Below are 25,519 nucleotides of genomic sequence, written 5' to 3'. Positions count from 1 at the left end.
CAGCGGCGGGTGATCGGGGTGCGGCACGCCGACGGCTCGGCGAGCATCACCGGCCAGCAGTTGCCGGTGGATCAGGCGGCGGCCGCGATCGCCCGGGTGGACGCCATCGCGGTGCGGGCGAAGAAGACCGGCCTGCACGCCCCGATCGACCAGGTGCGGGCGGATGTGTTCCTGGGCCTGCTGGACGGCAGCATGTCCGGCCTGGATGACGATCAGATCATCGCCGTCCTGTTCGACAACGCCGCCCGCACACGGGCTGGTGACGAGGACGACTACGACGACCAACTCTCCGACGATCCCTTCGACGTCACCGACCTCGACGACAGCACCGACCTCTACGACACCGACGACACTGGGGACGCCGAGAACACCCGGCGCTCCGACGGCCTCCACGACGTCCAGCACGCCAACGGCGAGAAGAACGGCGACGTTGACGACACCGTCACCGGAGCGGGCACTTCCGGCTCTGCCGATCACAGCAACGGCGCCGACCCCTATGACGCGTCCGACGCTGGCGACGGTCAGGCTGACAACACCGACGCCAGCGCGGCCCCCGCCGCTCCATCCGATCACGGCAACCGCATCGATACGTGTGACCCGGACGGCTCTGGCGACGGCCGGGCTGACGACACCGACGCCAGCGCGACCTCCTCCGGTCCCGCCGATCACGGCAACCGCATCGGTGTGTATGACGCGTGCGGCTCGGGTGGCGGCGGCCGGGCTGACGACACCGACGCCAGCGCGGCCCCCGCCGCTCCATCCGACCATGGCGACGGCACCGATACGTGTGACCCGGACGGCTCTGGCGACGGCAGGGCTGCCCACACCGACACAAGCGCGACCTCCTCCGCTCCATCCGATCACGGCGACGGCATCGATACGTCGGACGCGTGCGGCGCCGGTGGCGGCGACCTCGGCCCCAATGCGAGCGTCAAAGATCCCCTCGGGGGTAGCGACGCTCCTTGTTTCGAGGCGAGTGCCCGCAGTCCATTCGACAACGGCGGCGACGTCTGCACCCCCGAGCCCCGCGACAGCGACCCTGACGCGGGTCCGCCCGGCCCCGACCCCGACCCCGGTCCCGGTCCTGGCGATGGCGATGGCGATGGCGATGGCGATGGTGGCCCCGCCGGCCCCGCCCCGGGTTCCGGTCCCGATGCTGGTCCCGGATCGGGGATCGAATCCAACGCCGCCCCTGGCTCTGAGACCGGTAGCGGCAACCTTCAGGTGGGCCTGTCAGGTGCGGGCACCATGACGGGAAGCACGGAGACCAAAGACGGCATTACGCCCAGCGCAGCGGGGCCCGCCGGCGCGGCGTGGTCGGTCGGGTTCGCGGCCGGTGAGCTACGGGTCCAGGTCTCCACCCTGATGCACCTGGACGACCAGCCCGCCGAACTCGCCGGATGGGGACCCATCCACGCGCAGTTGGCTCGCAGACTCGCCAAACGACAGATCGGCGGGGAATGGCGGTTCGCCGTCTGCGACGAACAGGGACACCTCCTCCACGCCGGGATCACCCGACGCCGCCCCGCAGGGTGGCCCCGCCACCCGGTACCAGATCCTGCGCCCCACCCGGCTGATCCAGCGCCCACACCGCCATTCCGCCCGGCCGAACCAGGCACCTCTTCTGCGTCCCGTCCGGCCGCCCCGGGCACCCCTCCTGCATTCGATCCGACCGACCCGGACACCTTTCCCGCATCTCGCTTTGCCGATCCGACACCCCCTCCAGGGGCCGGCTCCGCGAGCGGTCCGGGTGGTGGTTCGGTTCGCCGTCGCGGGATCGTCGAACTCCAGCTCCCGCTGGCGTTGCTGCACGAGCTGTACGCCGACATCTACGCCCAGGGCGGCTGGGCCGCCGTCATCGCCGACATCATGCGCCAATACGGCCAAGCCACAGGGCAGAACTCCCACTCCCCATCCAGCCCTCGAAACGGCCACGGCAACGGAAGCGTCCACGGGGATGGAAACGCCGACGGCAGCGGAAGCCTCCACGGCGGTGGCGGTGGCGGCGGTGGCGGCGGCGGTGGCGGTGGCGGCGGTGATGGCGGTGGTGGTGGTGATGGCGCCGGGGGCGACAGCGGCGGTGAGAGCGCGAGTGTCGTCACCCCGACCGTCGAAGGCGGCAGCACCAGTGGCTTCGGCGCTGCCCAGTTCGCTGACGCCCGGTCCGCTGATCCTGGAGCTCGCGGTGCTACGGCTCGCGGGGTTACGGCTCGCGGGGTTACGGCTCGCGGTGCTACGGATCATGGTGCTACAGCCCATGCTGCGCGGGACACGGTCACCGGCGGCGAGAAGGCTGCCGGGGATGAGCGGCGGCGGTTCCCCACAGCCGGGCTGCGGCGACGGATCGAGATCCGCGACAGAGTCTGCTCCCACCCCGGATGCCGAGCACCGGCGACCCGGTCGGAGATGGACCACACCCGCCAATACGCGAACGGCGGCCCCACCACCGAACACAACCTCGCCACCGCGTGCGCGCACGACCACGACCTGCGCGACAACGGCTGGCAGGTCATCCAGACCAGCCCCGGACATGTGACCTGGATCAGCCGGACCGGCCACCGCTACCCGGCCGAGCCGCCACCGATCATCGAACCCATGCCCGAACCCTTCGCCCCCAACGGCTGGACCACCGCCAGTGCCGCACGTGCCCCACGTGGGCTCGCGTCCAGCGGGTACGGCGCGGGCAGCATTGCCGGAGCCTCCCAGGAAGAGCTCCCGTTCCTGCCGACCTGGAACCATGAACCCGCCTGGTGGGAAGAACCCCGCCCCGAACCCGATCCCGCGCCACAGGATGCGGCGTCATCCGGCCCATCGCTCGACCCCGATGGGGAGGACATTCCACCCTTCTGAACCGGTGGAATACCGAGCCGGTCCCGATGACGGTAGGGCACCAGACCAGCGGCCCCGTGGCGGGGAAGGTTGCGATGCGAGCGCCTCAACGGATGCCCTGGGCGCTGACCCGAGACCGGCCTCAGGCGCGGCGGCGACGTCACCATCGCGGCCGGATCTGGCGAGGAGGGGGCACCCAGCACGGCGTCCGCGCCCACGAAGGAGGTCACCGTGTGGGCGATCAGCACGCGGCTGAAGCGGCTGAACCCGATGCGGGCCAACACACTCCGAACGGCCGTGGCATGGAGACGCATATGAAACAGCCGCGCGCGGAGCCACCTGAACCAGCAAAGCAACCGGGAACGACGGGGGTGCGAACAGACCACGCAGACTCACGATGAGCGGGAACGGCGCGGGCAGCATGACCGATCGGGCAGGGCTTGACCTGTCAGAAAGGACCTAATCGGAGTGGCCGAGTTGTGCGGAGATCCGGGCCGCGGAGTCGAGCAGCAGCCGGACGCAGTCGGCCATGTGCGGCTCGAACCGGGTGACCGGGCCTGAGACGCTGATCGCCGCCACCACGTGACCGTCGTGGTCGAAGACCGGGGCGGCGACGGAGGCGGCGCCCACCTGGCGCTCCCCCAGCGAGGTGGCGTATCCCCTGGCGCGCGTCTCGGCCAGCTCGGCTCTGAGCTTCTCGGGGTCGGTGATCGTGGCGTCGGTGACCCGCTCCAGGCGGTGCCTGGCCAGGTAGCCGTCGATCTCCTCGTCGGGCAGAAAGGCCAGGATCGCCTTGGACGAGCTGCCCGCGTGCAGTGCGTACGGGATGCCGAGGGAGACCTCCATCCGCAACTCCTGCTTGGGCACGACCTGCTCGGCGTAGAGCCGGGTGTCGCCGCGACGGATCGACAGGGTGGCGGTCTCGCCGGTCTGGGCGGACAGGCGGCGCAGTTCGCCGGCGGCCAGGAGCCGCAGGTCGGTGCGCGCGAGGTAGGCGCGCCCCAGGGCGATCGCCGCGTGACCGAGGGCGTAACGCCTGCTGGCCGGGTCCACGGTGATGAGCTCGCGGTTGCGCAGCGCGGTGAGGATGCGGTGCACCGCCGCCTTCGTCAGGCCGAGCTCAGTGGCGATCTCGGTCACCCCAAGGTCGGGACGGGGGCTACGCCCGAACAGCAGAAGGACATCCATCGCACGCTCGACCGCCGCGATGGACCTGCTCTGGCTCTCCGGCTCCTCGGAAGACATGGCAACAAGTGTATCCCGGTGCGAAACGGTTATCGGGTCCTCGTCGCGACAGCGGCTCCCCAGCGCATTGACACCCAGAACCCCCCTCGTTACCGTCAGCGTTACAACGTTTCCTACAGCGGAACGGCGGTAGTCTCGGTGGACACGAACCTCCTGCGCGAGGTGCTGGCCCGATGGGCGAGTGGCGTGGTGGTGGTCGCCACCATGACCGACTCGGGCAGGCGGCACGGCATGACGGCCAGCTCGTTCAGCGCTGTCGCGCTCGACCCACCCTTGATCTCGATCTGTCTCACGACGACGAGCACCACTCAGCGATTGATCGAGCAGAGCGACATCTTCACGGTGAGCATCCTGGGTCATGACCACGAGCCCATCGGGCGGCGGTTCGCGGGCATGGACAAGTCGGGAACCACGGGTCGCTTCGGTCAGGAGCGGTGGGACACCGCCCAGACCGGCGCCCCGGTCCTCGCGGACGCGGTCGGCTGGCTGGACTGCCGGGTGGCCGCCAGGCACGAGGCCGGCGACCACACGATCATCCTCGGTACGGTGCAGGCCGCGGCCACACCGCGCTCGGCCGAGCCACTCATCTACCACGCCCGCACGTTCTGCAAGCTCCGCAACGCGATGATGCAGGGGGTAATCCAATGATCGCCGAACGACTCGTCGAGGACATGACCGACGCCGAGCGGGAGCGCGCCGCCCGGGTCGAGTCCGTGCTACCCGTGCTGCGGGCCATGGCGGAGGAGTCCGACATGCGGGCGACGTTCCCCGCCTCGCACGTCGGACTGCTGCGCGACGCCGGGCTACTCGGCCTCGTGGTGCCGGAGAGGTTCGGCGGGCTGGGCGGCACGCTGCGCGATCTGGCCGCTGCCACCTACGCCATGGGTACGGCCTGCCCCTCCACCGCGCTGGCCTTCTTCTTCCACAACACCAGCGCCTCCCGCGGGCTGCTGCCGCTGGAGGCCATCGAGGCCGGGCTGTTCACCGAGGAGGAGGCGCCGAACGTCCGCGCCTTCGCCGAGAAGGTGCTGACCCGGATGGCCGGCGGCACCTGGCTGGCCAACTTCGCGTCCGAGTCGGTGAAGAGTTCGACCGCCAACATCACGATCGCCACCACCGCTCGCCCGGTCGACGGCGGCTGGGTCCTCGACGGCGAGAAGTCGTTCGGCTGCGCGACAGGCGTCGCCGACTACTACCTGACCACGGCCAAGCTGGAGGGGCACGAAACCGCCGAGGGCCTCGCCACGTTCTTCGTTCCGCGCGACGCGGAGGGCGTGAGCGCTCGGGACACCTGGGACGGCCTCGGCATGCGGGCCAGCGCCAACAACGGCATCCGGCTGAACGGCGTGTTCATCCCCGCCGAGGAGGCGCTCACGATCCCCGGCGCGTTCACCCGCATGCTCACCATGAGCCGGGGCAGCTTCGTGGGGAACCAGCTCGCCATCTCGGCCGTCTACACCGGGGCCGCGCAGAGCGCCTACGACCACATCATCGAAACGCTCACCCGCAAGACCTTCGCCGATACCGGCAGGCCGATCGCGTCCTCCCCGCTGCACCAGCAACTCATCGGCGAGATGACCCAGCAGCTCGAGACCGCGTACCTCTGGCTGCGCTACCAGCTCCTGCTCGAGACCAGCGAGCCCCCGCTGAAGCCGAAGCATGAGGTGTTCACGCAGTGGCGGCTCGGCAAGGGCTCGGTCACCGAGGCCTGTTTCCAGGTCGCGCTGATCGCGTTCAAGGCCGGTGGCACCTCGGGGGCGATGATGAACGGCGTCGTCGGCCGCGCGCTGCGCGACCTCGCGATGGGACTGGTCATGACGTTCCCGGCCGAGCGGGGCAGGCTGGAGACCGCCCAGATCATCACGGAGGCCAAGGCGAACGAGCTGTTCACCACCGCTGCCCGTTCCGGGGAATGATCGGGAACATCGAGTCCAATAGTGGAGCATTCGTGATCGACATTCCTGCCCACCGCGACCTGGTGGACGGCACCTGGGCCGACTGCACTGAGGATCTGGACTTCGATCTCGAAGATCCGGCCACCGGCGAAGTCACCGGCCGGGCACTCGGGACGGCTCCCGGGCGCATCGAGGCGGCCCTCGACGCCGCCGACGGCAACGCGGCGCGATGGGCCGCCACCCCTCCGGAGCGCCGGGCCGAACTCCTCGATTCCGCCGCGGAAGCGCTGGACAAGCGGATCGCGGAGATCGTCGCGCTGGAGTCCTTCGCCACCGGGGTGCCGATCCGGCAGACCACCCCACTCGGAACGATCGTCTCCGGCTCGTTCCGCCTCGCCGCCGCCCAGCTCCGCGAGGGCTGGTTGCACAGCACACGGGACCGCGAGGACGGGAGGGCCGTGGAGGTGCACCGGCTGCCCCTCGGCCCCGCCCTATGCCTGGTTCCGTGGAACGCCCCGGCGCCGATGGCCGCGCACAAGGTCGCCAGCGCGCTCGCCGCGGGCTGCCCGGTGCTCCTCAAGGTGAGCGAGTACGCACCCTACGGCTCCCAGTTGCTCGCCCAGGTTCTGCACGAGGTACTCCCACCGGGCGTCTTCCAGTGCCTCCAGGGCGGGCCGCGGACCGGTGGGCGGCTGGTCGAGGACCCGCGCGTCCGCGCGGTCTCCTTCACCGGCGGTCTGGCGGGTGGGCGGTCCGTCGCGGCCGCCTGCGCCGCCGGGCTCCGCCCCGTGCAGCTCGAACTCGGCGGCAACAACCCCCTGGTGGTCATGCCCGACGCCGACACCGGGACCGCCGCGCGGGCCGCGACGGACCTGCTCACCACGCTCAACGGCCAATGGTGCCGGGCGCTGGGCCGCCTGATCGTCCCCCGTGAGCGCCTCGACGAGATCGTCGAGGCCGTCGGCGAGCACCTGCGCGCCCTGCGTGTGGGGCCCCCGCTGGAGGAGACCACCGACTACGGCCCCCTGATCCACTCCGTACACCTGCGACGGGTCAACGAGGCGATCGCCGCCTCCGGCGGCCTGGCGTTACCGTGCGGGACCGTGCCCGAGGTCGGCAACTTCCTCGCGCCCACGCTGCTCACCGGAACCGATCTCACCGACGAGATATTCGGCCCGGTCGCGGCCGTCGTCCCCTACGACACCGTGGACGAGGCCGTCGCGCTGGCCAACGCCACGCCGTACGGGCTGGAAGGGTACGTCGTGGGCACGGACGAGGAGCGGTCGCTCGCTGTCGCCCGGCGTGTCCGGGCGGGCGAGGTGAAGGTCAACGGCTCCAGCGTCATGAGCCTGGACCTGTTCACCCCACGCCCGGCCTGGGGTCTGTCTGGCCTGGGAGAAGAAGGCACCCGCGAAACGCTCCAGTTCTTCACCAACGCCCGAGTCGTCGGTGTCGAGGGCGGCTTCGCCCTGCACGGGAGGCGGCCATGAGACGGGTGCTGGTGGCCGGCGCCGGGCCGGTGGGGCTGACCGCGGCGCTCGCCCTCGCGCGAGGCGGCGTACCGGTAACCGTGCTGGAGGCCGGATCCGAACTGGCGGCCGAGTCACGGGCGTCCACCTTCCACCCGCCCACGCTGGAGATGCTCGCCGAGCTGGAGGTGCTGGACGAGCTGCTCGCCAGAGGCCTGGTCGCCCGCACGTTCCAGTATCGCGATCGGTCCGGGGGCCCGATCGCGTCTCTGGACATGGACGTCCTCTCGGGCGACACTCCCTACCCTTTCAGGGTCCAGTGCGAACAGAGCAAGCTCACCCCGATCCTGCTGGACCACCTGCGACGGCACGGCGGCGAGGTCCTTTTCGGGAGAGAGGTCCGATCGCTGGCCGTCCACGCGGACGAGGTGACCGCCACCACCGCGGGCGACACGTTCACCGGCGACTGGCTGATCGGCGCCGACGGCGCCCACTCGGCGGTACGCCACGCGCTCGGCATCCCCTTCGAAGGCCTGACCTATCCCGAACGCTTCCTGGTCGCCTCGGCCGACGAGGACCTGGAGCCGCTGCTCCCAGGGATCGAGCTGATCAACTACGTGTTCGATCCGGCGGAATGGCTCGTGCTGCTCAGGACCCCTGACCACTGGCGGGTCCTGCTGCCCACGCCGTCCGACACGCCCGACGCGGCCGAGCTGGCCCGCCTGCCCGCGCGGCTGCGCGCCATAGCCGACCCCGGCCGTGACTGGAAGGTCGCCCACGCCTCCATCTACCGGGTCCACCAGCGGATCGCCGCCCGCTTCCGGCACGGCCGGGTGCTCCTGGCCGGCGACGCCGCCCATGTCAACAACCCGCTCGGCGGCCTGGGCATGAACAGCGGCATCCACGACGCGGTCGCCGTCGCCACCGCGCTCCTGGCGGACGACGACGACGCGCTCGACGCCGCCGCGTCCAGGAGGCGTGAGGTGGCGCTCAACCATGTCCGCCCGATGAGCCATGGCACCTGGGAGAAGCTGCGCTCGGCCGACCCGGCGGCGCACCACGCGGAGCTGCGGAACCTGGCCGCCGACCCACACGCGGCCCGGACCCATCTGCTTCGCGCGTGCCTGATCTCCTCGCTGCGCGAGACCGCGTGAGCACCACATCACCGGGGAGCGCCCCCGTGATCGCCAGGGAGAATCCGGCTCGGTCCGGCGAGCTCGTGGGATGCGTGCCGGCCACGGAACCGGCCGCGGTGGACTCGGCGGTCCGCCGGGCGGACGACGCGTTTCGCGAGTGGTCGAGGATCCCGATCACGGAGCGGATCACCGCACTGCTGGGGGCCGCCGAGGCCGTCTCCGCCCGGTCGGAGGAGTTGGCCACGCTGCTGGCCCGCGAGTCCGGCAAGCCTCTGGCCGACTGCCGCGGCGAGATCGGCTTCGCGGTCGCCTTCCTGCGCTGGGTCTGCGACCGCGCCCCGGTCACCCTCGCGCCCACGGAGATCGACGACGCCGCCGGGCGGCTGGTGGTGCGGCGCAAGCCGTACGGGGTGGTGGGCTGCATCACCCCGTGGAACGCGCCGGTCATCCTGGCGCTGCTCAAGCTCGGGCCCGCGCTGGTGGCGGGCAACACGGTCGTGCTCAAACCCTCGCCGCTGGCCCCGCTCGCGATCACGGAGATCGTCTCGCTGCTGCCGGCGGTACAGGTCGTCCACGGCGGCGCCGAGACCGGCCGGGCGCTGGTCGGCCACCCGCTGGTTCGCAAGGTCGCCTTCACCGGCGGCGACGCGGCCGGGCGGGAGATCGCGGCGACGGCCGGGGCGATGATCACGCCCTCGGTCCTGGAGCTGGGCGGCAACGACCCTGCGGTCTTCCTCCCGGACTTCGCGTTGGCCGACGCCGACTATGAGCGGCTGGTCATGGCGTCCTTCGCGACCAGCGGTCAGGTCTGCATGGCCGCCAAACGCCTGTACGTCCCGCGCGCTCGGGTCGCGGAGTTCACCGAGGCGTACGTCGCGGCGGCGGAACGGATCCTCGTCGTCGGCGACCCGCTCGATCCGCGGGTCACGATGGGACCGGTCATCTCGGCCGGTGCCGCCGCCAGGATACGCGCGCTCCTCGCGGCGTCGGGTGGCGGCACGGCGGTGCCGCTGGGACGGAACGCTCCCGGACATGATCCGCTGTCTGGATATTTCGTGACTCCGCGTCTCGTCGTGGGTCTGGACGATGACGCCCCCCTCGTGGCCGCGGAGCAGTTCGGCCCGCTCGTGCCCCTCCTGGTCTACGACGGCGAGGAAGAGGTCCTGACCCGCGCCAACGCGAGCGAACTGGGTCTCGGGGCCTCCGTCTGGTCCGCCGACGAGGAGCGCGCCTTCGCGCTGGCGGACCGGCTGGAGGCCGGATTCGTCTTCGTCAACACGCACAACCGCACCGGGATGTCCCTGCGCGCGCCCTTCGGCGGGATCAAGCGCAGCGGCTACGGCCGCGAGTACAGCGAGGAGGGCCTGTTGGAGTACGTCCACCCTGCGGTCGTCCACGCCCCCGCCGCCTTCCGTCCCGGCGGTACAGGCATGGCCGCGGGCGCCTACCCCGGCTGACCCGCCTCCGCGCCCACCTCCGCGCCCCATCTCCACGCCGCGCGGAACGCTCCGGGCCCTGACGGCGCCAGTGGGTGACCGGCGGGGTGACCAGTGGGGATGAACGCGCCGGGATCCCCACCGTACCGAACTCATCGGCGGTCGTCCTTCAGGCGGCGATCCCAATGGGGCACCCCTCTTGACGCGCCAGAACCCCAGTCCTAGGTTTCCACTAACGGAACAGCGTATCTCTATGGGATACAGGAAAGGTGGCGTCGTGGAACTCACTCGCCGAAAGGTCCTACGAATTGGCGGGCTGGCTGTCGCCGCGATCGCCACCGGGTGCGCGACCGCACCGAAGAAGGTCGCCACAGGAGCGACCGGTACGGCCGGCGCGGCCGGCGCGCCGCTCGTCGTCGCCTCCTCCGCCATCACCAACTCCCTCGACCCGGCCGCCGCGCTCTCCAACGTGGGCGCCACCTTCACCGCCCAGGTCTATGACCCCCTGGTCACCTTCGGCACGGACGGGAAGCCGGCACCGGCCCTGGCCACCGCCTGGCACATGGTCGACGACCGCACGATGGAGTTCACTCTCCGCCAGGGGGTGAAGTTCCACCGCGGTGGAGTCTTCGACGCCGCCGCGGTCAAGGCCAACATCGACCGGCTCCTCTCCGGCGACCCGACGTTCGCCTTCCGCGCCGGGCAGATGGGCACGCTTTCCGGCGCGGAGGTCGTCGACGCGAGCACCGTACGGATCACGACGAAGGAACCGGACCCCGTCCTGCTGAACCGCCTGGTCCGGTTGAGCATCACCGACCCGGCGATCTTCAAGGAGAAGCCGGGCACGGTCGCCTCCGGCACCGGCCCCTTCCGGGTGACCGCGTACACCCCGGCCAAGAGCATCGAGTTGGAGGCGTTCCCCGAGTCCTGGCGGAAGTCCGCGAGCGTCACGACCGCCCGCATCGTCGCCATCCCCGACCCCGGCACGCTGACCACCGCGCTCCGTACCGGCGAGGTGGACGGCGCCTACGGCCTGCCGCCCGCGGTGGCGGCGCAACTGGCCGCGTCGTTCACCGTGAAGCCCGTCACCGCCGGATCCTGCGCGGTGCTGAGCATGATCGGCGATGTGGAGCCCAAGCTACGCGACAAGCGGGTACGGCTGGCGCTCAACCTGGCCGTCAACAAGGAGGAGTTCGTGAAGTCCGGGCTGTCGGGCTACGGGAAGGTGCCCAACGGGCAGCTGCTCCAGCCCGGCTTCGTCGGTCACGACCCCTCCCTGGAGGCCTTCCCCTATGACCCTGATCGCGCCAAGGCCCTGCTCAAGGAGGCCGGTGCGGAGGGCCTGACCCTGAACATCGCCACCACCGCGCTCTTCAAGCAGCAGGCCGAGATAGCCGCCGGCTACCTCGCCAAGGTCGGCATCACCTCCGAGGTGGTCATCCAAGACCTCTCGAGCTTCATCACCACGTTGCTGAAGAAGAGCGAGACCCCCCTGATCTACTGGCAGACCGACTACTTCGACCTGCGCGACATCGCCGGGGTCAGCCGCTTCGGCCCGCAGCCCGAGGGTGTGCAGAAGCACGTGGACGACGAGGAGTACATCAGCCTCTTCACGAAAGCCCAGGCCGAGATGGATCCGGCCAAGCGGGAGGAGACCATCAAGGCGATGGCCAGGCGGCTCCACGACGAGGCCGGAGTCGTCTTCCTGGCCTGGCCGCAGACGGTCTACGTCCACTCGGCCACGTCCGACCTGAAGCTCAACGTCGACGGCAACGTGCTGCTGTCCGAATCCAGGAAGGCGATATGAGCGCAGGCCGTACAGCCCCGCGGGTTCTCCGCGCGGGCGCGGTATGGCTGGTCCGGCTGGTCGTGACCGTCCTGGGCGTGCTGACCCTGCTCTTCTTCCTCCTCCGCCTGTCCGGTGATCCCGCCGCGGTCCTCGTGGGACCGGGCGGGTCCCAGGAGGACATCGACCGGGTCCGCACCGAACTGGGCCTGGACCTTCCGCTGTGGACGCAGTACGGCACCTTCCTCGGCGATGTCGCCCGGCTCGACTTCGGGGTCTCCCCGCATACGGGAGAGCCCGCCATCTCGGCGGTGCTGGCCCGGCTGCCACTCACCCTGCAGATCGTCGGCGCCACGCTCGCGCTCGCGGTGCTGATCGGCGTGCCGCTCGGCATGCTCGCCGCGGCCCGGGCCCGCCACGCCTCCGCCCGCGCCGTCACAGCGGCCGCCTCGATCGCCCAGGCGATGCCGAACTTCGTGCTCGGCCTGCTGCTCCTGCTGGTCTTCGCGCTCTGGCTCGGCTGGTTGCCGAGCTACGGCGCGGAGAGCCCGCTGCACGCGGTGCTCCCGACGCTGACCCTCGCCGCCTTCACCGTCGCCCGCGTCGTACGGCTGGTACGTGCCGGCTTGCTGGAGGCGATCGAGCAGGACTTCATCCGCACGGTACGGGCGAAGGGGGGCGGCCGTCTGCGCGCGCTGGCGCGGCACGCGCTGCCCAACGCGTTCCCGCCGGTGCTGGCCTTCCTCGTGGTCGACAGCGCCTACCTGCTGTCCAGCACGGTGATCGTCGAACAGCTCTACGCCTACGACGGAATCGGCAAGCAACTCGTGGACGCGATCTTCCAGCGGGACTACCCGATCGTGCAGGCGACGGTGTTCGTGGTGGCGGTGCTGGTCGTCGCGGTCAGCGCGATCGGCGACGTGCTCGGCGCGCTCGTCGACCCGCGAGTCAGAAGGGAGGCGGCGGGATGAGGACGTCGGTGCGGATCGCACTGGCGGGGTCGGCGCTGATCGCGCTCGCGGTGACGTTCGGCCCGCCTCTGCTCGGTCTGGATCCGCTGGAGCAGGATCTGCCGGCCAAGCTGGCGCCGCCGTTCTGGATGGAGGGCGCGCTGGCCGGCCATCCACTCGGCACCGACCAACTCGGCCGCGATCTGCTGGCGCGTGTCCTGGCGGGCGGGCGGACCTCACTGCTGGTCGGCTTCGCCGCCAGCTCGCTCGCCTGCGCGGTGGGCATCGTGGTGGGGCTGCTCGCGGGCTACCTCGGCGGCTGGGTCGACCGGCTGGTCATGGGGCTGGGCGATCTCTGGATCGCCTTTCCCTTCCTGGTGCTGGCGATCGCGACCATCGGCGTCGTGGGTTCGTCGACCCCGGTCCTGATCACGCTGCTCGTACTCGCCGGCTGGGTCACCTCCGCCAGGGTGACCCGGGCGATCGTCAAGCAGGTCAGGGGTGAGGACTACGTGATGGCGGCGGTCGGCGCGGGCGCCGGTCACCTGAACGTGCTGACCCGGCATCTGCTGCCCGCGGTGGCCGGCGCCAACCTGGTGATCTGGACCTTCAGCGTCGGCACGATGGTGCTCGTCGAGGGCGGACTGTCGTTCCTCGGTCTGGGTGTGCGCCCGCCCACCCCTTCCTGGGGCACGATCCTCAACGACGGACGCGAGTTGCTGGAGACGGCGTGGTGGATCCCGCTGTGGCCGGGACTGACGCTCACCCTGACCGTGCTCCTCGTCAACCTGCTGGGCGACGGACTCCGTGACACTCTCGACGTTCGGACGGACGACCATGCTTGAAGTGAAGGATCTGGTGGTGACCGCCGGGGGCGTGCGGATCGTCGACGGCGTCTCCTTCGAGGTACGACCGGGCGAGGTGCTCGGCATGGTCGGCGAGTCGGGGTCGGGCAAGACGATGACCATGCTCGCGGTGGCCGGGCTGCTGCCCGGCCCGGCCCGGATCACCGGAGGGACGGCCGCCCTGTACGGCACCGAGCTGACCGAGGCCCGGCTCGAACGGATCAGGGGACGCCGGATCGGCTTCGTCTTCCAGGACCCGGCGACGTCGCTCAACCCGCTCATGCGGGTCGGCGCGCAGATCGCGGAGGTGCTGCGGATTCACGGCCTGGGCCGTACGGCGGCGCGGCGGCGGGCCGTGGAGCTGCTGGAGCAGGTCGGCATCGGCCCGGAGCGGGCCAGGGTGTATCCGCACGAGCTCTCGGGCGGGATGCGGCAGCGGATCGTGATCGCGATGGCCATCGCGCTCAGGCCCGCCCTGTTGATCGCGGACGAACCCACCACGGCGCTGGACGTCACGGTCCAGGAGCAGATCATGCGGGTGCTACGCGCCGCGCAGCGGGAGACGGGAGCGGCGACCGTGCTCGTCAGCCACGATCTCGGCCTCGTCTCCGAGGCCGCGCACCGGATCGCGGTGATGTACTCCGGCCGCCTGGTCGAGACAGGAACCGCGGACGAGGTCCTCGGCGCGCCTCGGCACCCCTACTCCGCCGCCCTCATGCGGTCACGGCCGCGGATCGGCGCGGGCCGGGGGCCGCTGCCGGTGATCCCCGGGCATCCGCCCGCGCCGAAGTCACGCCCACCCGGCTGTGCCTTTCACCCCCGCTGTCCTGTCGCGCTCGCCCGTTGCGCGCAGGAGATCCCCCCGCTTGCCGGCGGCGTGGCCTGCTGGGCGGTGCAGGATGGCTGAGCCGCTGCTCCGTGTCACCGACCTGCGCAAGAGCTACGGCGCGTCATGGGCGGTCGACGGCGTGACGTTCGAGGTCGATCGGGGCGAGACGCTCGCGATCGTGGGCGAGTCCGGCTGCGGGAAGTCGACGCTGGCCCGGTGTGTGGCGCGGCTGGCGCAGCCCACCAGCGGCAGCGTGCGCTTGGACGGGCTGGAGCTGGCGACACTGTCACGCCGGCGGCTGCGCCCGCTGCGGCCACGTTTCCAGCTCGTCTTCCAGGACCCCTCCACCTCGCTGAACCCGCGCTGGACCGTCGAAGAGATCGTGCGGGAGCCGCTACGCCTGCAAGGCGTGCGCGGGGACGTGCCCGGCCTGCTCTCGGAAGTCGGCCTGGACCCCGGGCTCGCGGGCAGGCACCCGCACCAGCTCTCCGGCGGGCAGCGGCAACGCGTGGGCATCGCGAGGGCGCTGGCCCTCTCGCCCGACCTGCTGGTGCTCGACGAGCCGGTCACCGCGTTGGACGTCTCCGTGCAGGCCCAGATCATCAACCTGCTGCTCCGGCTGCAGGAGGAGCGCGGCCTGGGCTACCTGTTCATCTCGCACGACCTCGCGGTGGTGAGCGCCGTCGCCCATCGGATCGCGGTGATGCACGCCGGCCGGCTGGTCGAGACGGGGCCGGCCGAGCAGGTGCTCGGCCGGCCCTCGCACGACTACACCAGGGCCCTGGTCGCGGCGGTCCCCGGCGCCTGACCAGGCGGTATCCGTCGGATACCGCCTGGCTAGGCGTGCGCCACGGCGGGACGCGCGAAGCCGAAGTTCTCGCGGAGCGTCGTGCCGTCGTACTCGGTACGGAACAGGCCCCGCCGCTGCAGCTCCGGCACGACGTGGTCGACGAAGTCCTCCAGGCCGCCGGGCAGGGTCGGGGGCATGACGTTGAAGCCGTCGGCGGCGCCCTTGGTGAACCATTCCTCGATCTCGTCGGCGATCCGCTCGGGGGTGCCCGCCACCACTCGGTGTCCCCGGTTCCCGGCCAGGCGGCTGAGCAACTGCCGTACGGTCAGGCCCTCCCGCTTGGCCATGGCCACGACGACCCCGGCCCGGCTCCGCTGGCCCTCGTTCACCCCCGGGATCTCGGGCAGCGGCTCGTCGAGTGGATGGTCCGTCAGGTCCACGCCGAGGACGTCGGAGAGCGCGCCGAGCGCCGACTCGGGGACGACGAGCGCCCCGAGCTCCTCCTGCAGCCGCGCCGCCTCGGCTTCGGTGGAGCCGATGATGGGCGACAGGCCCGGCAGGATCGCCACATCGTCGCGGTCCCGGCCGTACTTCGCGAGCCGTCCCTTGAAGTCGGCGTAGAACGCCAGGGCCGAGTAGATGACCGGTTGCGCGGTGAAGACGGCTTCGGCGTAGCGGGCGGCGAACTCCTTGCCGTCCTCGGAGGAGCCCGCCTGGACCAGCAGCGGCCGGCCCTGCGGCGGGCGGGGGATGTTCAGCGGTCCGTGGACCTTGAAGAGATGTCCCTTGTGGTCCACGGCGCGGACCTTCTCCTTGTCGGCGTAGATGCCCTGGTCCTGGTCGGCGACGATGGCGTCGTCCGCCCAGCTGTCCCAGAGCTTGGTGACCACGTCCACGAACTCGGTCGCCCTGACGTATCGGGCGGCGTGGGGCGGGAGGTCCCCGCCGAAGTTGCGCGCCTCCGACTCGAAGGCCGAGGTGACGATGTTCCATCCGGCGCGGCCATGGCTGATGTGATCCAGCGAAGCGAACTTGCGCGCCACGTTGAACGGCTCGTTGTAGGTGGTGGACACGGTACCGATCAGGCCCACGTGCTCGGTGACCGCGGCCATCGCGGCCAGCGTCGTGACCGGCTCCAGGCCGCCGAGGGTGTGGTACTTGATGTCTCCCCAGAAGGAGAGGGAGTCGGCCAGGAACACCGAGTCGAGTTTGCCCCGCTCGGCGATCTGGGCCAGCTCCTGGTAGTGCCGGATGTCGGTGACCCGGGAGGGATCCGCGCCCGCGGTACGCCAGGCGGCCTCGTGGTGGCCGACGCCCATGAGGAAGGCGTTCAGATGGAGCTTTCTCATCTCATCCTCCAACCACAGTGTGTTTCCCATAAGGAAACATTGTTTTGCCTACGAAGACTAGCAACAGCGGGTGGGATCACGAATCGTGGTCGACGACGGCGCGAGCGGCGAGCCGCGGGCGGAGCCAGGCGGCCACCTCGAGGTGGGCCGGGTGCTCCTGGTAACCGGTCAGCTCTTCGAGGGACTCGTGCCGCGTGATCAGGCACAGGTCGTAGGAGACCGGAGACCCGACCGTGTCGAGCCCGACGACGAGATCGCGGATCTGCTCCACCCTGCCCCTCAGCCCTTGGAGCAGCTCCGCGGCCTTCGGCGCGTCCTCCCGATCCGTGAACCTCATCAGCACCACGTGGGTCAGCATGATTTTCCTCCTGGACATTTCCTCCGGTTCCGCGAGATCCTACGACTTGGAAACAGTGTTTCTCTAGATGTAACAGTCGAGGAGCGGGCATGGTGCGTGTCGCGGCGGCGCAACTTGAGACGGGTCAGGACGTGGCGGCCAACCTTGCCGCCTGCCTCCGCGTGATCGACTCGGCCGCGGCCCAGGGAGCCGAGGTGATCGTGCTGCCCGAGTTCTGCAACCACCTGTCCTGGTACGAGGACCGCGCGCACGCGCGACGGCTGGCCTGCCGACACGGGGACCCGTTTCTCTCCGCTGTCTCCGAGCGGGCCGCCAGGCACCGCGCGTACGTCAAGATCGGCGTCACCCTGGCGAGGCGGGACGGACGCACCACAGGCGCCTCACTGCTCTACGGCCCCGACGGAACCCTCCTCGGCGAGGCCGACAAGCAGACCCTGATGGGCGCGGAGAACGACCACCTCGACCCCGGAACGACCGTCGGCCCGGTGATCGCGACCGAGATCGGCCGGCTCGGCATGTACGCCTGCATGGAGGGCGTGATCAGCGAGATCACCCGGGGGCTGGTGCTGCGCGGCGCGCAGGTGCTGCTCAACAGCCTGAACTCGTTCGCCGTGGACGAGGCGAGCCTGCACATCCCCGTCCGCGCCGCCGAGAACAAGGTCTGGGTGGTCGCCGCCAACAAGGTCGGGCCGCTGGTGCCCGCGGACACGCTGGGCTCGGTCAGCGCCGGGCTCGGCGTCCCGCCGGAATGGTTGCACGGCGCGGGCGAGAGCCAGATCGTCGCTCCGGACGGCGCCATCGTGGCCCGAGCGCCACGGACCGGCGAGGCGGTGGTCGTCGCCGACATCGACATGGCCCTCGCCGACGACAAGCTCCGCCCCGACGGCACGGACATCCTGGCCGCTCGCCGCCCGGCCCTCTACGGGCCGATCGCCGCCGAGCCCCGGGGCCGCAGGGCTTCCGCCGGAGCCGAGCGCCTGGTCGTGTCCGCAGTGCGGCCCGGCGACGAGCCGGGTACCGCCGCGGATCTCATCCGGCAGGCGGCCGAAGGCGGAGCGGAACTGGTCGTGCTCCCCGAACTCTGCGGGGTGACGGCGGCGGACGCGGCACGAGCGGTCCGCGGGACGGCGGCGCACGTGGTGCTCACCGAGATCCGGGACGGGGCCCACGAGGGGCTGCTGGTCTCCGGTGAGGGGGTCGTGGGGCGGCAGCGGGCCCTCCACGCCTCCGCACGGCACGCCGGGCGGGTCACCTCACTGGGCGATGGCCTGGAGATCTTCGAACTGCCCTGGGGACGGCTCGCCGTCGTCGTCGGCGACGACGCGGTGTACCCCGAGACGTTCAGGCTGGCGGCGCTGGCCGACGCGGACGTCGTCGCGGTTCCGTTCACCCCGTCCGAACCCTGGGAGCTGGAGTACGGCCTGCTGGAACGGGCCGCGGAGAACCGGCTCAACGTCGTCGCCGCCGGCCATGACGGACCGGCGGGCCTGGCCGGGGCGATCCTGGCGGCGCCGCGCGACTTCACCCTCTGGACCGCCTGGGAGGGCCCGTTCAGCGGCCGGATCAGCCACCCGCTCGTCACGCCGGTCAAGAACGGCGACCGCGTGGTTCGCGCCGACGTCTACCCGGCGCAGGCCGTCAACCGGCACGTCTCCCGCCTGACCGACCTCGTGGACGGCAGGCCCTGGCGGCTGGTCGACGCACTCGTCACCGGCCATTGACATAGCCACGCCAAGAGTTTCACCATGGGAAACAATGTTTCGAACAGGAGTCCCGTTTTGAAAGAGACGCTCCAGAACGTGGAAGACATGGTCGACCAGTCGCCGATCGTCGACGTCACCGAGGCCTTCCAGCGGTGGCAGGAGTTGCTCGGCGAGCTGACAGCGAAGATCGAGGCCCGGTTCGAACTGAGGCGCGACCCGTCCACCGAGGCTCTCGAGTCGTACGGGTCCTACCCTGAGGGGGCGGGCGGCAGGCTCGCCGCCTTCAGCGGTCCGGAGATCGACTGGATGGTTCACTCCTGGATCGGGAACCCGAAGGCGAGCTTCGTCAACCTGCACCTGACGGTCTGGCTCGGCCCGCACATCAGGGTCCCGCACCTGGGCATCGCGCTGCTGCTCTGGCCCGAAGGGTGGTTCTACGCCGACGCCATCCCACGCGGCGACCTCATCGGCGACGGGGACTACTACGACCGCTACTACACCCCCAACGAGGCGGACTGGCTGGAGCACAGGGAGAAGCACGAGGACTTCGTCTGGTTCACCAGCCCGACCGCGTTCATCCGGGCCAGCCTCTCCCCGACGGCGTACTGCTACTCCTTCCCGGCCTCCCAAGCCAACATCGAGGTCGTACGCGACGTGCTGCACCGGCGGGTCGACCAGTGGCTGGCCTGGGTGGACGAGGCCGAGCCCGTCCCGTTCGAGGAGCGGGCCGCGCTGTCCGAGCGCGACCTCGCCGTCCGCAGGAACATCGCCGAACGCGACCCGGCGAACGTGATGGGCGTCAAGCTGTTCGGCCAGGAGACCACCGACATGCTGGTGCGCTCCCTGTGGGGCGGCGACCGGGTGCTCCCCCGGCCCTCGGGACCGGGTGAATGACCCTATGAGCCTGGTCAGGTCACTGTGGTGGGCCGCGCGGACCGGGGGACGACCTCCCTTCGACACCGCGCATCTCAAGGTCTACTATCCGGCGACGGCCCACGGTGACGACGCGGAGCGGCTGGCCGGAGTGTTCCCGCCCGCCCCGGACGGCATGCCGTACCCCGTCGTGCTGTTCCTCTCGGGCATCAACGTCGGGCAGGACGCCTACCGGCGGCTCGCCTGCCTGCTCGCGGCCGGGGGCTTCGCCGTGGTGACCTTCGACCAGGTGGCGGAACTGTTCGGCGGCCAGTACGGCCTGACGCCGGGAGTCGACGTCGACGCGGCCACACCGCGGACGTACGGCACACGCCCCACCTGCCCGGCCATCCCCGCGCTGCTGGACGCGCTGGCCCGGCTCAACGAGACGGGACCGCTCAAGGGCGCGCTGGACCTGGACCGCGTCGCGCTCGGCGGCCACTCCGCCGGCGGCACGGTCGCTCTGCAGTCCGCGCGCTTCTTCCCCCAGGTGAAGGCGGTGTTCGCCTGGGGCACGCACACGATGGCGGCCACCATGCTCGGCTGGCCGGCGGGCACGGTGTTGCCCGCCCAGGTGACCTGCCCCGTACTGCTCGGCGCCGGAGGCAACGACGGCGTCGTCGACGGCAGCGCCGACCGGTACGGCGAGGACCCCGCGACCCGGCGGGATCCGGTGACCAGGACCTTCGAGGAGGCCCTGCCCGAGTCGCCGGAAAGCGGGCGGGGCGGTGACCATCTGCTGGCCGTCTACGAAGGCGCCAACCATTTCGCGATCGCCGACCCGGTGGACCCGACCGTGGCGCGCGCGTTCCTGGACGGCCCCGCCTCTCGCGATGTCCTCCCTCAGTTCGGGCATCTCGTCATGGTCTTCCTGGGGGCCCACCTGTCTCAGGACCACGGGGCCCGAGCCGCACTCGACGGATTCGACGGACTACGTCGACGTTAGGAGCGAGATCATGCTCAAGAATTTCTGGTACGCGCTGGAGTTCGCCGACAGGGTCGGGCGCAAGCCCATCAAAGTACGTTGCCTGGGCCAGGACTTCGTGCTCTACCGCACGCGCAAGGGCGAGGTCGCCTGCCTGTCCGACCTGTGCGTCCACCGGGGCGGCGCGCTGTCCATGGGCACCCTCAAGGACGACACGGTCGTGTGTCCCTACCACGGCTGGGAGTACGAACCCGGCGGCGCGTGCGTGCGGATCCCCGCCAACCCGGAAGGACGGGGCATCCCCAGGAAGGCCCGGGTCGACTCCTACCCGACGACCACGAGATACGGCCTGGTGTGGGCGTTCCTCGGCGACCTGCCGGAGGAGGAGCGGCCGCCCATCCCGCACATCCCGGAGTACGACAATCCGGCCTTCCGCATGGTCCGGCTCGAGATGGAGGTCAACGCCAACTACGAGCGGGCCTTCGAGAACGCGGTGGACGCCGCGCACACCCCGTTCGTTCACGGCACCGTGTTCGGCAATCCGGACAAGCCGGAGATCCCCGACTACACCATCCGGCAGGAGGACTGGTTCGCCGAGGCCGACGTCCAGCTCAGCCCGCCGATGCCCAAGGGCATCTGGGGAATGCTGGCCAGGCGTAGGAAGCGGCCCGAGCACGTGACCGTGACCAACGGCTGGTACCTGCCCAACGTGATCAAGCTGCACGTCCGGCTCCCGTTCGGCGAACTGATCATGTGGGACTTCAACATCCCGCTCTCGCAGGACCGCACGCTCATCAAGATCCTGGCCTTCCGCACCTTCTTCCCCAGAGCCTGGGCCGACAAGAACGCGATCAAGCGGACCATGCGGATCCTCAAGCAGGACATACCGATCGTGGAGTCGCAGCGCCCGGAACTCCTGCCCTTCGACCTGTCCGACGAGCTGCACATCCGCAGCGACGCGCTCCAGGTCGCCTACCGCCGCCGCCGCGCCGAGCTCATCCAGAAGGGCTGGTGGGTCGGCGACGACGACACGGTGGTCAGCGAGCACCCGCACCGCCGGGCCACCGTCATCCCCTCCCCCGCGCGCCGCGACAACCCCGAACTCGCCCGCGCGTGGGTGCACAAGGCCAGGTCCGAGCGCGGCCGCTTGTCCGCGGACGCCGACGGCCCCCTATAGAAACCGGAAGAAGTCGCGTGATGAGCCTCCCCGCCGCTCTCAGCGAGCGGACCCTGTCGGCGCTCAGCGAGGCCCTCGGCCTTGAGACCGTCGACGACATCCCCCTGACCAGCCCGATGTCGCCCGATCCCGTCGGCCGCCTCCTCGTCCTGCGCCGGCCCCCGGCCGCGAAGGGGGCGGAGCAGCCGGTGGACCTGGTGGTCGACAAGGTGGTGGCGGTCAGCCTGGTCGTGCCGATGATCGGGCTGGACAGTCACATGATCTTCGCGTTCACCGTGCCTGACTCGGCGGTGCCGCACTTCACCCTCGACTCGGTGGCCTCGCCGGACTACCACGCCATGCACCTCGACCTGATCCCGCGGGGCGAACTGGCGGTCAACCTCGCCTACCTGGACGCGTGCTACCTGGAGCTGACCCCCCTGCTGGAGGACGCCGCGAAGATCGAGGGCGTCTCGCCAGCGGCGATCGGGCCCCGGCAGCGAGCCATGATGTCGCCGTGGATGGTCGTGTGCAGGGCGACCCCCGAAGCGTTCACCGCGCTGGACGGCACCGTCGACGCGTACCTCCGGCACTGGCTCAGCCTGGTCGCCGGGGGCGTGCCCGCACTTGAGGGCGACCTGGCCGCCCGTGACCGCGCCGGCCGGGAGAACCTCTTCTCCCCCGAGGTCGACCCGGTCTGGCACCAGGTCACCCGGCTCATCGGAGCCGAACAGTCCGAACGCGTGAGAGGAGAACTGGTCCGATGAGCGAGCCGAGCGAGTGGCAGCGGCGCATCGCGGGTGAGTGGGTCGGGCGGCCGTCGCTGTTCGACGCGACGGGCACCTGGCAGGGCTTCGAGGACATCCGGCGATCGTCGGTGTTCGAGGACGGCGTCACGACCTACTACATGGACGGCGGCCTCACCGGCGGCGGGCCCATGGCGGGGCGTTTCAAGCTGGGCGCGCCCTTCGCCTTCGGGGTGACCGACTCCGACCTCGACCGCGTCTACACCGGCCCCGACTTCTTCGGCACCGGCCAGCCGTACGGCTCCTTCGTGGACGCCCACTACTACGGACCCGGCTGGCAGACCGACCTCAACACCTGGAACCAGGTGCTGCCCGACGGCGAGACCCAGGTCTACTCGTCGGCGCTCTACCAGGGCCCGGCCATGATCGGCATCTTCAACGGCGTCTACACGCGCAACCCGGAGAAGGTCGAGGCCAGGCTCGCCCAGGAGACGCGGTGCGGGGCCGTGCCGTACATCCTGCCGACCAAGGACACCGCGGTGTACGGCGGGACGTGCGAGCTGTGGGGCGCGGACCAGAAGCCGCGCGGGAACGTGCAGATCACGATCGAGCTCGAACCGGTGAACCTGCTGACCACCCGGCACCGCGTCACCTGGAGCGGATCGCTCAACCGCTCCTATGAGACGGTCGTGCGCCGCGACGGCTTCCGCTCCCTCTACGAGGGGCCGGACGCCTGGGGCAACGCGATCGCGTACGGCAGGGCGAACTACGGCACCCTCCACTTCACCGATGTGTGGAAGCTCAGGTCCAGGGAGTTCATGATCGACGCCGAGCCGGGCATGGGCGCCGGTTCCACGCTCGCCGTGGTCTACGAGTTGTTCGAGGGCGGCGGGCTGTCCGCCGTCGCGCACGGTGTGCTGGAGCGCCGCACCGGTGGAGTCGAGGCTTGACCGTCGTCGTCGTGACCGGCGGCACCCGGGGCATCGGCCTCGGCATGGCGCGGGCGCTGCTGGAGCGCGGCCACTCGGTGGCCGTCTGCGGCAGCACGGAGGAGTCGGTGGAACGCGCCGGCCCGGACCTTCGTGACGCCCTCGCCATGGTCGCGGACGTGGCCGACCGGGAGCAGGTCAGGGCGCTCTGGGACGCCGCGGCCGAGCGGTACGGCCGGATCGACGTCTGGATCAACAACGCGGGGATCTCCCACGCCAGGAGACCGATGTGGGAGCTGACGGCGGGCGCCGCCCGCTCGGTCGTGGACGTCAACCTGCTCGGCGTGCTCAACGGCTCGGCGGTGGCGCTGGCCGGCATGGCCGATCAGGGCTCCGGACACCTGTGGAACATGGAGGGCCTCGGCAGCGACGGCCGCTCGGTACCCGGGCTGGCGATCTACGGCGCGACCAAGCGCGCGGTGACCTACCTGACCCGGGCCCTGGCCAAGGAGGTGCCGCCCGGGGTGTCGGCCGGGCTGCTCAGCCCCGGGATGGTCGTCACCGATCTGCTGACCCATGACTACGACCCCGAGGCGCTGGAGAAGGCCAAGAAGATCTTCAACATCCTGGCCGACCGGGTCGAGACCGTCGCCCCCTGGCTGGCCGAGCAGGCCGTGTCGCAGACCCGCAACGGCGCCCACGTCCGATGGTTGACCACGACCAGGACGATGGCCCGCTTCGCCACCGCGCCCTTCCGCAGGCGTGACCTCTTCACGGCCTGAGCCGTACTCCGTAGCCCCCACACCGAAGGAGATTTCGATGACCGACGCGCTCGGCTGGCGCCGGAAGTTCGGCGTGATCGCACCCTCCACGAACACGATCGTGGAGCCGGACTTCTACCGCATGGCGGTCCCCGGCGTGACCGCGCACTTCAGCCGCATCCACATCCGCGACCAGAACATGGACGGCGACGCGGGGATGGAGCGGCTGCTCGAGCAGATCCGCGAGGAGATCGGCGCGGCCTGCGAGCGGGTGCTGACCTGCGAGCCGGACTACATGGTGATGGGCATGTCCGCCGAGACGTTCTGGGGCGGGGTCGAGGGGAACCGCCAGTTCGTCAAGCAGATCCACGACATCACCGGGCTGCGGGTCGCCACGGGCGCGGAGGCGTGCGAGCGGGCCCTGAAGCTGTACGGCGCGCGCCGCATCGGCGTCGTCACGCCGTACCAGCCGGTGGGTGACGCGAACGTGGTCCGGTTCTTCGGCGAGATCGGCTTCGAGGTGACGGCGATCAACGGCCTGCGCTGTCCGACCGCCGTGTCGATCGCCCACGTCACCGAGGACGAGCTGAGAAAGGCCCTGCTCAGCGTCGACGGGCCGGACGTCGACGCGCTCGTCCAGTGCGGGACGAACCTGTCGATGGTCGGGCTCGCCGACGAGGCCGAGCGCTGGCTCGGCAAGCCGGTCATCGCGATCAACGCCGCCACCTGGTGGATGGCCCTGCGCGACAACGGCGTCGAGGACAAGGTCCACGGCGCCGGATCCCTGCTGCGCGACCACTGAGAAGCGGCGGTCAGAACCGGGCGACGACCGCCGCCTCATCCCAGACCTCGCCGTACTTGGCCTGGATGTCGAACAGGCTCGCCTCGTGCGGGCGGTCGTCGCGGTCGCCGACGGCCTGCCGTACCACGACGGGCACGAACCCGTGTTGCACGGAGTCGACGGCGGTGGCGCGGACGCAGCCGCTGGTCGAGACTCCGGCGATGACCAGGGTGTCGGCCCGCGACGCGGTCAGGGTGGAGGCCAGGGTGGTGCCGAAGAACGAGCTGGCGTACTGCTTGACGATCACCAGTTCGCCGTCCCGGGGCGCCACCTCGGGCATCAACTCGCCGAGCGGACCGTCACCGACCAGATGCCGCAGCGGCGCCACCTTCCGGAAGAACAGCCCGCCGTCGACCCCACCGGGGCCGAACGCGACCCGGGTGTGGATGACCGGGACGCCCGCCGTACGCGCCGCGGACAGGACACGGGCCGCCGACTCCAGGCACGCGCGCGAGCCCATGTACAGCTCGGCTCCCGGCTCGAAGTAGGCCCGCATCAGGTCGATGAGGAGGAGCACCGGGCGGTCCCCGAAGGGCAGGGAGCGCCCGTACACCTCGTCATGGGGCCTGACCACGTCATGAGGTTCATGAGGCAGGGGCATGGGCGCTCCTTCCTGGCTCGTCCGGCGA

23 protein-coding genes are annotated in these 25,519 nt (G+C 70.7%); 19 read left to right on the top strand and 4 right to left on the bottom strand.

Going from position 1 to position 25,519, the window contains the following annotated elements; all coding sequences use genetic code 11:
• Positions 1-2,850, top strand: a 2,850-nt coding sequence (locus AB0I59_RS21580) for an HNH endonuclease signature motif containing protein (RefSeq protein WP_358135300.1), incomplete at its 5' end; no start/stop codon positions are given.
• Positions 2,851-3,288: 438 nt separating this feature from the next.
• Here AB0I59_RS21580 and AB0I59_RS21575 read toward each other — a convergent pair.
• The gene (locus tag AB0I59_RS21575) at positions 3,289-4,074 is read right to left on the bottom strand and encodes an IclR family transcriptional regulator (protein WP_061258851.1); all 786 of its coding nucleotides are present in this window, start codon (positions 4,072-4,074) and stop codon (positions 3,289-3,291) included.
• Positions 4,075-4,212: 138 nt separating this feature from the next.
• Here AB0I59_RS21575 and AB0I59_RS21570 point away from each other — a divergent pair, with 138 nt between their 5' ends.
• The 10 genes from AB0I59_RS21570 (at position 4,213) to AB0I59_RS21525 (ending at position 15,228) form a co-directional block, all read left to right on the top strand.
• A complete protein-coding gene (locus tag AB0I59_RS21570; RefSeq protein WP_358135297.1) occupies positions 4,213-4,722 on the top strand; it encodes a flavin reductase family protein in 510 nt (169 codons plus the stop codon).
• Entirely contained in the window at positions 4,719-5,990 is a 1,272-nt protein-coding gene (locus AB0I59_RS21565) for an acyl-CoA dehydrogenase family protein (RefSeq protein ID WP_358135294.1), read from the top strand. The genes AB0I59_RS21570 and AB0I59_RS21565 overlap by 4 nt, the downstream gene beginning before the upstream one ends.
• A 32-nt stretch (positions 5,991-6,022) precedes the next feature.
• On the top strand, positions 6,023-7,459 hold the full coding sequence (locus AB0I59_RS21560) for an aldehyde dehydrogenase family protein (protein ID WP_358135291.1): 1,437 nt from the start codon (positions 6,023-6,025) through the stop codon (positions 7,457-7,459).
• Positions 7,456-8,592 (top strand): FAD-dependent oxidoreductase, encoded by a 1,137-nt coding sequence (locus tag AB0I59_RS21555; protein WP_358135289.1) that lies wholly within the window; start codon positions 7,456-7,458, stop codon positions 8,590-8,592. The genes AB0I59_RS21560 and AB0I59_RS21555 overlap by 4 nt, the downstream gene beginning before the upstream one ends.
• Positions 8,589-10,031 (top strand): aldehyde dehydrogenase family protein, encoded by a 1,443-nt coding sequence (locus AB0I59_RS21550; protein ID WP_358135286.1) that lies wholly within the window; start codon positions 8,589-8,591, stop codon positions 10,029-10,031. The genes AB0I59_RS21555 and AB0I59_RS21550 overlap by 4 nt, the downstream gene beginning before the upstream one ends.
• 256 nt (positions 10,032-10,287) lie before the next feature.
• Entirely contained in the window at positions 10,288-11,817 is a 1,530-nt protein-coding gene (locus AB0I59_RS21545; RefSeq protein ID WP_358135283.1) for an ABC transporter substrate-binding protein, read from the top strand.
• Positions 11,814-12,767, top strand: coding sequence for an ABC transporter permease (locus AB0I59_RS21540; protein ID WP_358135280.1), 954 nt, complete (start codon positions 11,814-11,816; stop codon positions 12,765-12,767). Before AB0I59_RS21545 ends, AB0I59_RS21540 begins: the two co-directional genes overlap by 4 nt.
• On the top strand, positions 12,764-13,591 hold the full coding sequence (locus AB0I59_RS21535) for an ABC transporter permease (protein WP_061258858.1): 828 nt from the start codon (positions 12,764-12,766) through the stop codon (positions 13,589-13,591). The genes AB0I59_RS21540 and AB0I59_RS21535 overlap by 4 nt, the downstream gene beginning before the upstream one ends.
• A 1-nt stretch (position 13,592) precedes the next feature.
• Positions 13,593-14,498, top strand: coding sequence for an ABC transporter ATP-binding protein (locus AB0I59_RS21530; RefSeq protein ID WP_358135277.1), 906 nt, complete (start codon positions 13,593-13,595; stop codon positions 14,496-14,498).
• Positions 14,491-15,228 (top strand): ATP-binding cassette domain-containing protein, encoded by a 738-nt coding sequence (locus AB0I59_RS21525; protein WP_358135274.1) that lies wholly within the window; start codon positions 14,491-14,493, stop codon positions 15,226-15,228. The genes AB0I59_RS21530 and AB0I59_RS21525 overlap by 8 nt, the downstream gene beginning before the upstream one ends.
• A gap of 29 nt (positions 15,229-15,257) precedes the next feature.
• Here AB0I59_RS21525 and AB0I59_RS21520 read toward each other — a convergent pair whose 3' ends face one another.
• Positions 15,258-16,559, bottom strand: a complete 1,302-nt coding sequence (locus AB0I59_RS21520) for an LLM class flavin-dependent oxidoreductase (protein ID WP_358135272.1) — start codon at positions 16,557-16,559, stop codon at positions 15,258-15,260.
• Between the two features lie 76 nt (positions 16,560-16,635).
• Positions 16,636-16,917: a Dabb family protein gene (locus tag AB0I59_RS21515; RefSeq protein WP_061258862.1), complete on the bottom strand. Its 282-nt coding sequence runs from the start codon at positions 16,915-16,917 to the stop codon at positions 16,636-16,638.
• Positions 16,918-17,006: 89 nt separating this feature from the next.
• Between AB0I59_RS21515 and AB0I59_RS21510 the strand changes: the two genes are divergently transcribed.
• The 8 genes from AB0I59_RS21510 to AB0I59_RS21475 are packed head-to-tail and all read left to right on the top strand — an operon-like array spanning position 17,007 to position 24,851.
• Positions 17,007-18,638 carry a nitrilase-related carbon-nitrogen hydrolase gene (locus AB0I59_RS21510; protein ID WP_358135269.1) on the top strand — a complete coding sequence of 544 codons (1,632 nt, stop codon included), beginning with the start codon at positions 17,007-17,009 and terminating at the stop codon, positions 18,636-18,638.
• A gap of 57 nt (positions 18,639-18,695) precedes the next feature.
• Positions 18,696-19,514 carry an oxidoreductase gene (locus AB0I59_RS21505; RefSeq protein ID WP_358135266.1) on the top strand — a complete coding sequence of 273 codons (819 nt, stop codon included), beginning with the start codon at positions 18,696-18,698 and terminating at the stop codon, positions 19,512-19,514.
• Positions 19,515-19,518: 4 nt separating this feature from the next.
• Positions 19,519-20,478 (top strand): alpha/beta hydrolase family protein, encoded by a 960-nt coding sequence (locus tag AB0I59_RS21500; RefSeq protein ID WP_063818886.1) that lies wholly within the window; start codon positions 19,519-19,521, stop codon positions 20,476-20,478.
• 10 nt (positions 20,479-20,488) lie between these two features.
• Positions 20,489-21,634 carry an aromatic ring-hydroxylating dioxygenase subunit alpha gene (locus AB0I59_RS21495; protein WP_358135264.1) on the top strand — a complete coding sequence of 382 codons (1,146 nt, stop codon included), beginning with the start codon at positions 20,489-20,491 and terminating at the stop codon, positions 21,632-21,634.
• Positions 21,635-21,654: 20 nt separating this feature from the next.
• On the top strand, positions 21,655-22,380 hold the full coding sequence (locus AB0I59_RS21490; protein ID WP_358135262.1) for a hypothetical protein: 726 nt from the start codon (positions 21,655-21,657) through the stop codon (positions 22,378-22,380).
• Positions 22,377-23,309, top strand: a complete 933-nt coding sequence (locus tag AB0I59_RS21485; protein WP_358135259.1) for a hypothetical protein — start codon at positions 22,377-22,379, stop codon at positions 23,307-23,309. Before AB0I59_RS21490 ends, AB0I59_RS21485 begins: the two co-directional genes overlap by 4 nt.
• A complete protein-coding gene (locus AB0I59_RS21480; protein ID WP_358135256.1) occupies positions 23,306-24,070 on the top strand; it encodes an SDR family oxidoreductase in 765 nt (254 codons plus the stop codon). The genes AB0I59_RS21485 and AB0I59_RS21480 overlap by 4 nt, the downstream gene beginning before the upstream one ends.
• Positions 24,071-24,107: 37 nt before the next feature.
• Positions 24,108-24,851 (top strand): maleate cis-trans isomerase family protein, encoded by a 744-nt coding sequence (locus AB0I59_RS21475; RefSeq protein WP_061258868.1) that lies wholly within the window; start codon positions 24,108-24,110, stop codon positions 24,849-24,851.
• Positions 24,852-24,861: 10 nt separating this feature from the next.
• Here the strand turns inward: AB0I59_RS21475 and AB0I59_RS21470 are convergent, their stop codons facing one another.
• Positions 24,862-25,491, bottom strand: a complete 630-nt coding sequence (locus AB0I59_RS21470; protein ID WP_061258869.1) for an isochorismatase family protein — start codon at positions 25,489-25,491, stop codon at positions 24,862-24,864.
• Positions 25,492-25,519 lie beyond the last annotated feature (28 nt).

Source organism: Microtetraspora glauca (genome assembly GCF_040656155.1).
Classification (GTDB): domain Bacteria; phylum Actinomycetota; class Actinomycetes; order Streptosporangiales; family Streptosporangiaceae; genus Microtetraspora; species Microtetraspora glauca.
Note: the sequence above shows the minus strand (reverse complement) of the source record. Positions and strands in the feature narration are given on the sequence as shown.

Coding starts and splice junctions, on each gene's coding strand:
- AB0I59_RS21520 (WP_358135272.1), bottom strand. CDS start 16,559: ATGAGAAAGCTCCATCTGAACGCCTTCCTCATGGGCGTCGGCCACCAC.
- AB0I59_RS21525 (WP_358135274.1), top strand. CDS start 14,491: ATGGCTGAGCCGCTGCTCCGTGTCACCGACCTGCGCAAGAGCTACGGC.
- AB0I59_RS21495 (WP_358135264.1), top strand. CDS start 20,489: ATGCTCAAGAATTTCTGGTACGCGCTGGAGTTCGCCGACAGGGTCGGG.
- AB0I59_RS21565 (WP_358135294.1), top strand. CDS start 4,719: ATGATCGCCGAACGACTCGTCGAGGACATGACCGACGCCGAGCGGGAG.
- AB0I59_RS21555 (WP_358135289.1), top strand. CDS start 7,456: ATGAGACGGGTGCTGGTGGCCGGCGCCGGGCCGGTGGGGCTGACCGCG.
- AB0I59_RS21540 (WP_358135280.1), top strand. CDS start 11,814: ATGAGCGCAGGCCGTACAGCCCCGCGGGTTCTCCGCGCGGGCGCGGTA.
- AB0I59_RS21535 (WP_061258858.1), top strand. CDS start 12,764: ATGAGGACGTCGGTGCGGATCGCACTGGCGGGGTCGGCGCTGATCGCG.
- AB0I59_RS21485 (WP_358135259.1), top strand. CDS start 22,377: ATGAGCGAGCCGAGCGAGTGGCAGCGGCGCATCGCGGGTGAGTGGGTC.
- AB0I59_RS21470 (WP_061258869.1), bottom strand. CDS start 25,491: ATGCCCCTGCCTCATGAACCTCATGACGTGGTCAGGCCCCATGACGAG.
- AB0I59_RS21575 (WP_061258851.1), bottom strand. CDS start 4,074: ATGTCTTCCGAGGAGCCGGAGAGCCAGAGCAGGTCCATCGCGGCGGTC.
- AB0I59_RS21500 (WP_063818886.1), top strand. CDS start 19,519: ATGAGCCTGGTCAGGTCACTGTGGTGGGCCGCGCGGACCGGGGGACGA.
- AB0I59_RS21475 (WP_061258868.1), top strand. CDS start 24,108: ATGACCGACGCGCTCGGCTGGCGCCGGAAGTTCGGCGTGATCGCACCC.
- AB0I59_RS21510 (WP_358135269.1), top strand. CDS start 17,007: ATGGTGCGTGTCGCGGCGGCGCAACTTGAGACGGGTCAGGACGTGGCG.
- AB0I59_RS21490 (WP_358135262.1), top strand. CDS start 21,655: ATGAGCCTCCCCGCCGCTCTCAGCGAGCGGACCCTGTCGGCGCTCAGC.
- AB0I59_RS21515 (WP_061258862.1), bottom strand. CDS start 16,917: ATGCTGACCCACGTGGTGCTGATGAGGTTCACGGATCGGGAGGACGCG.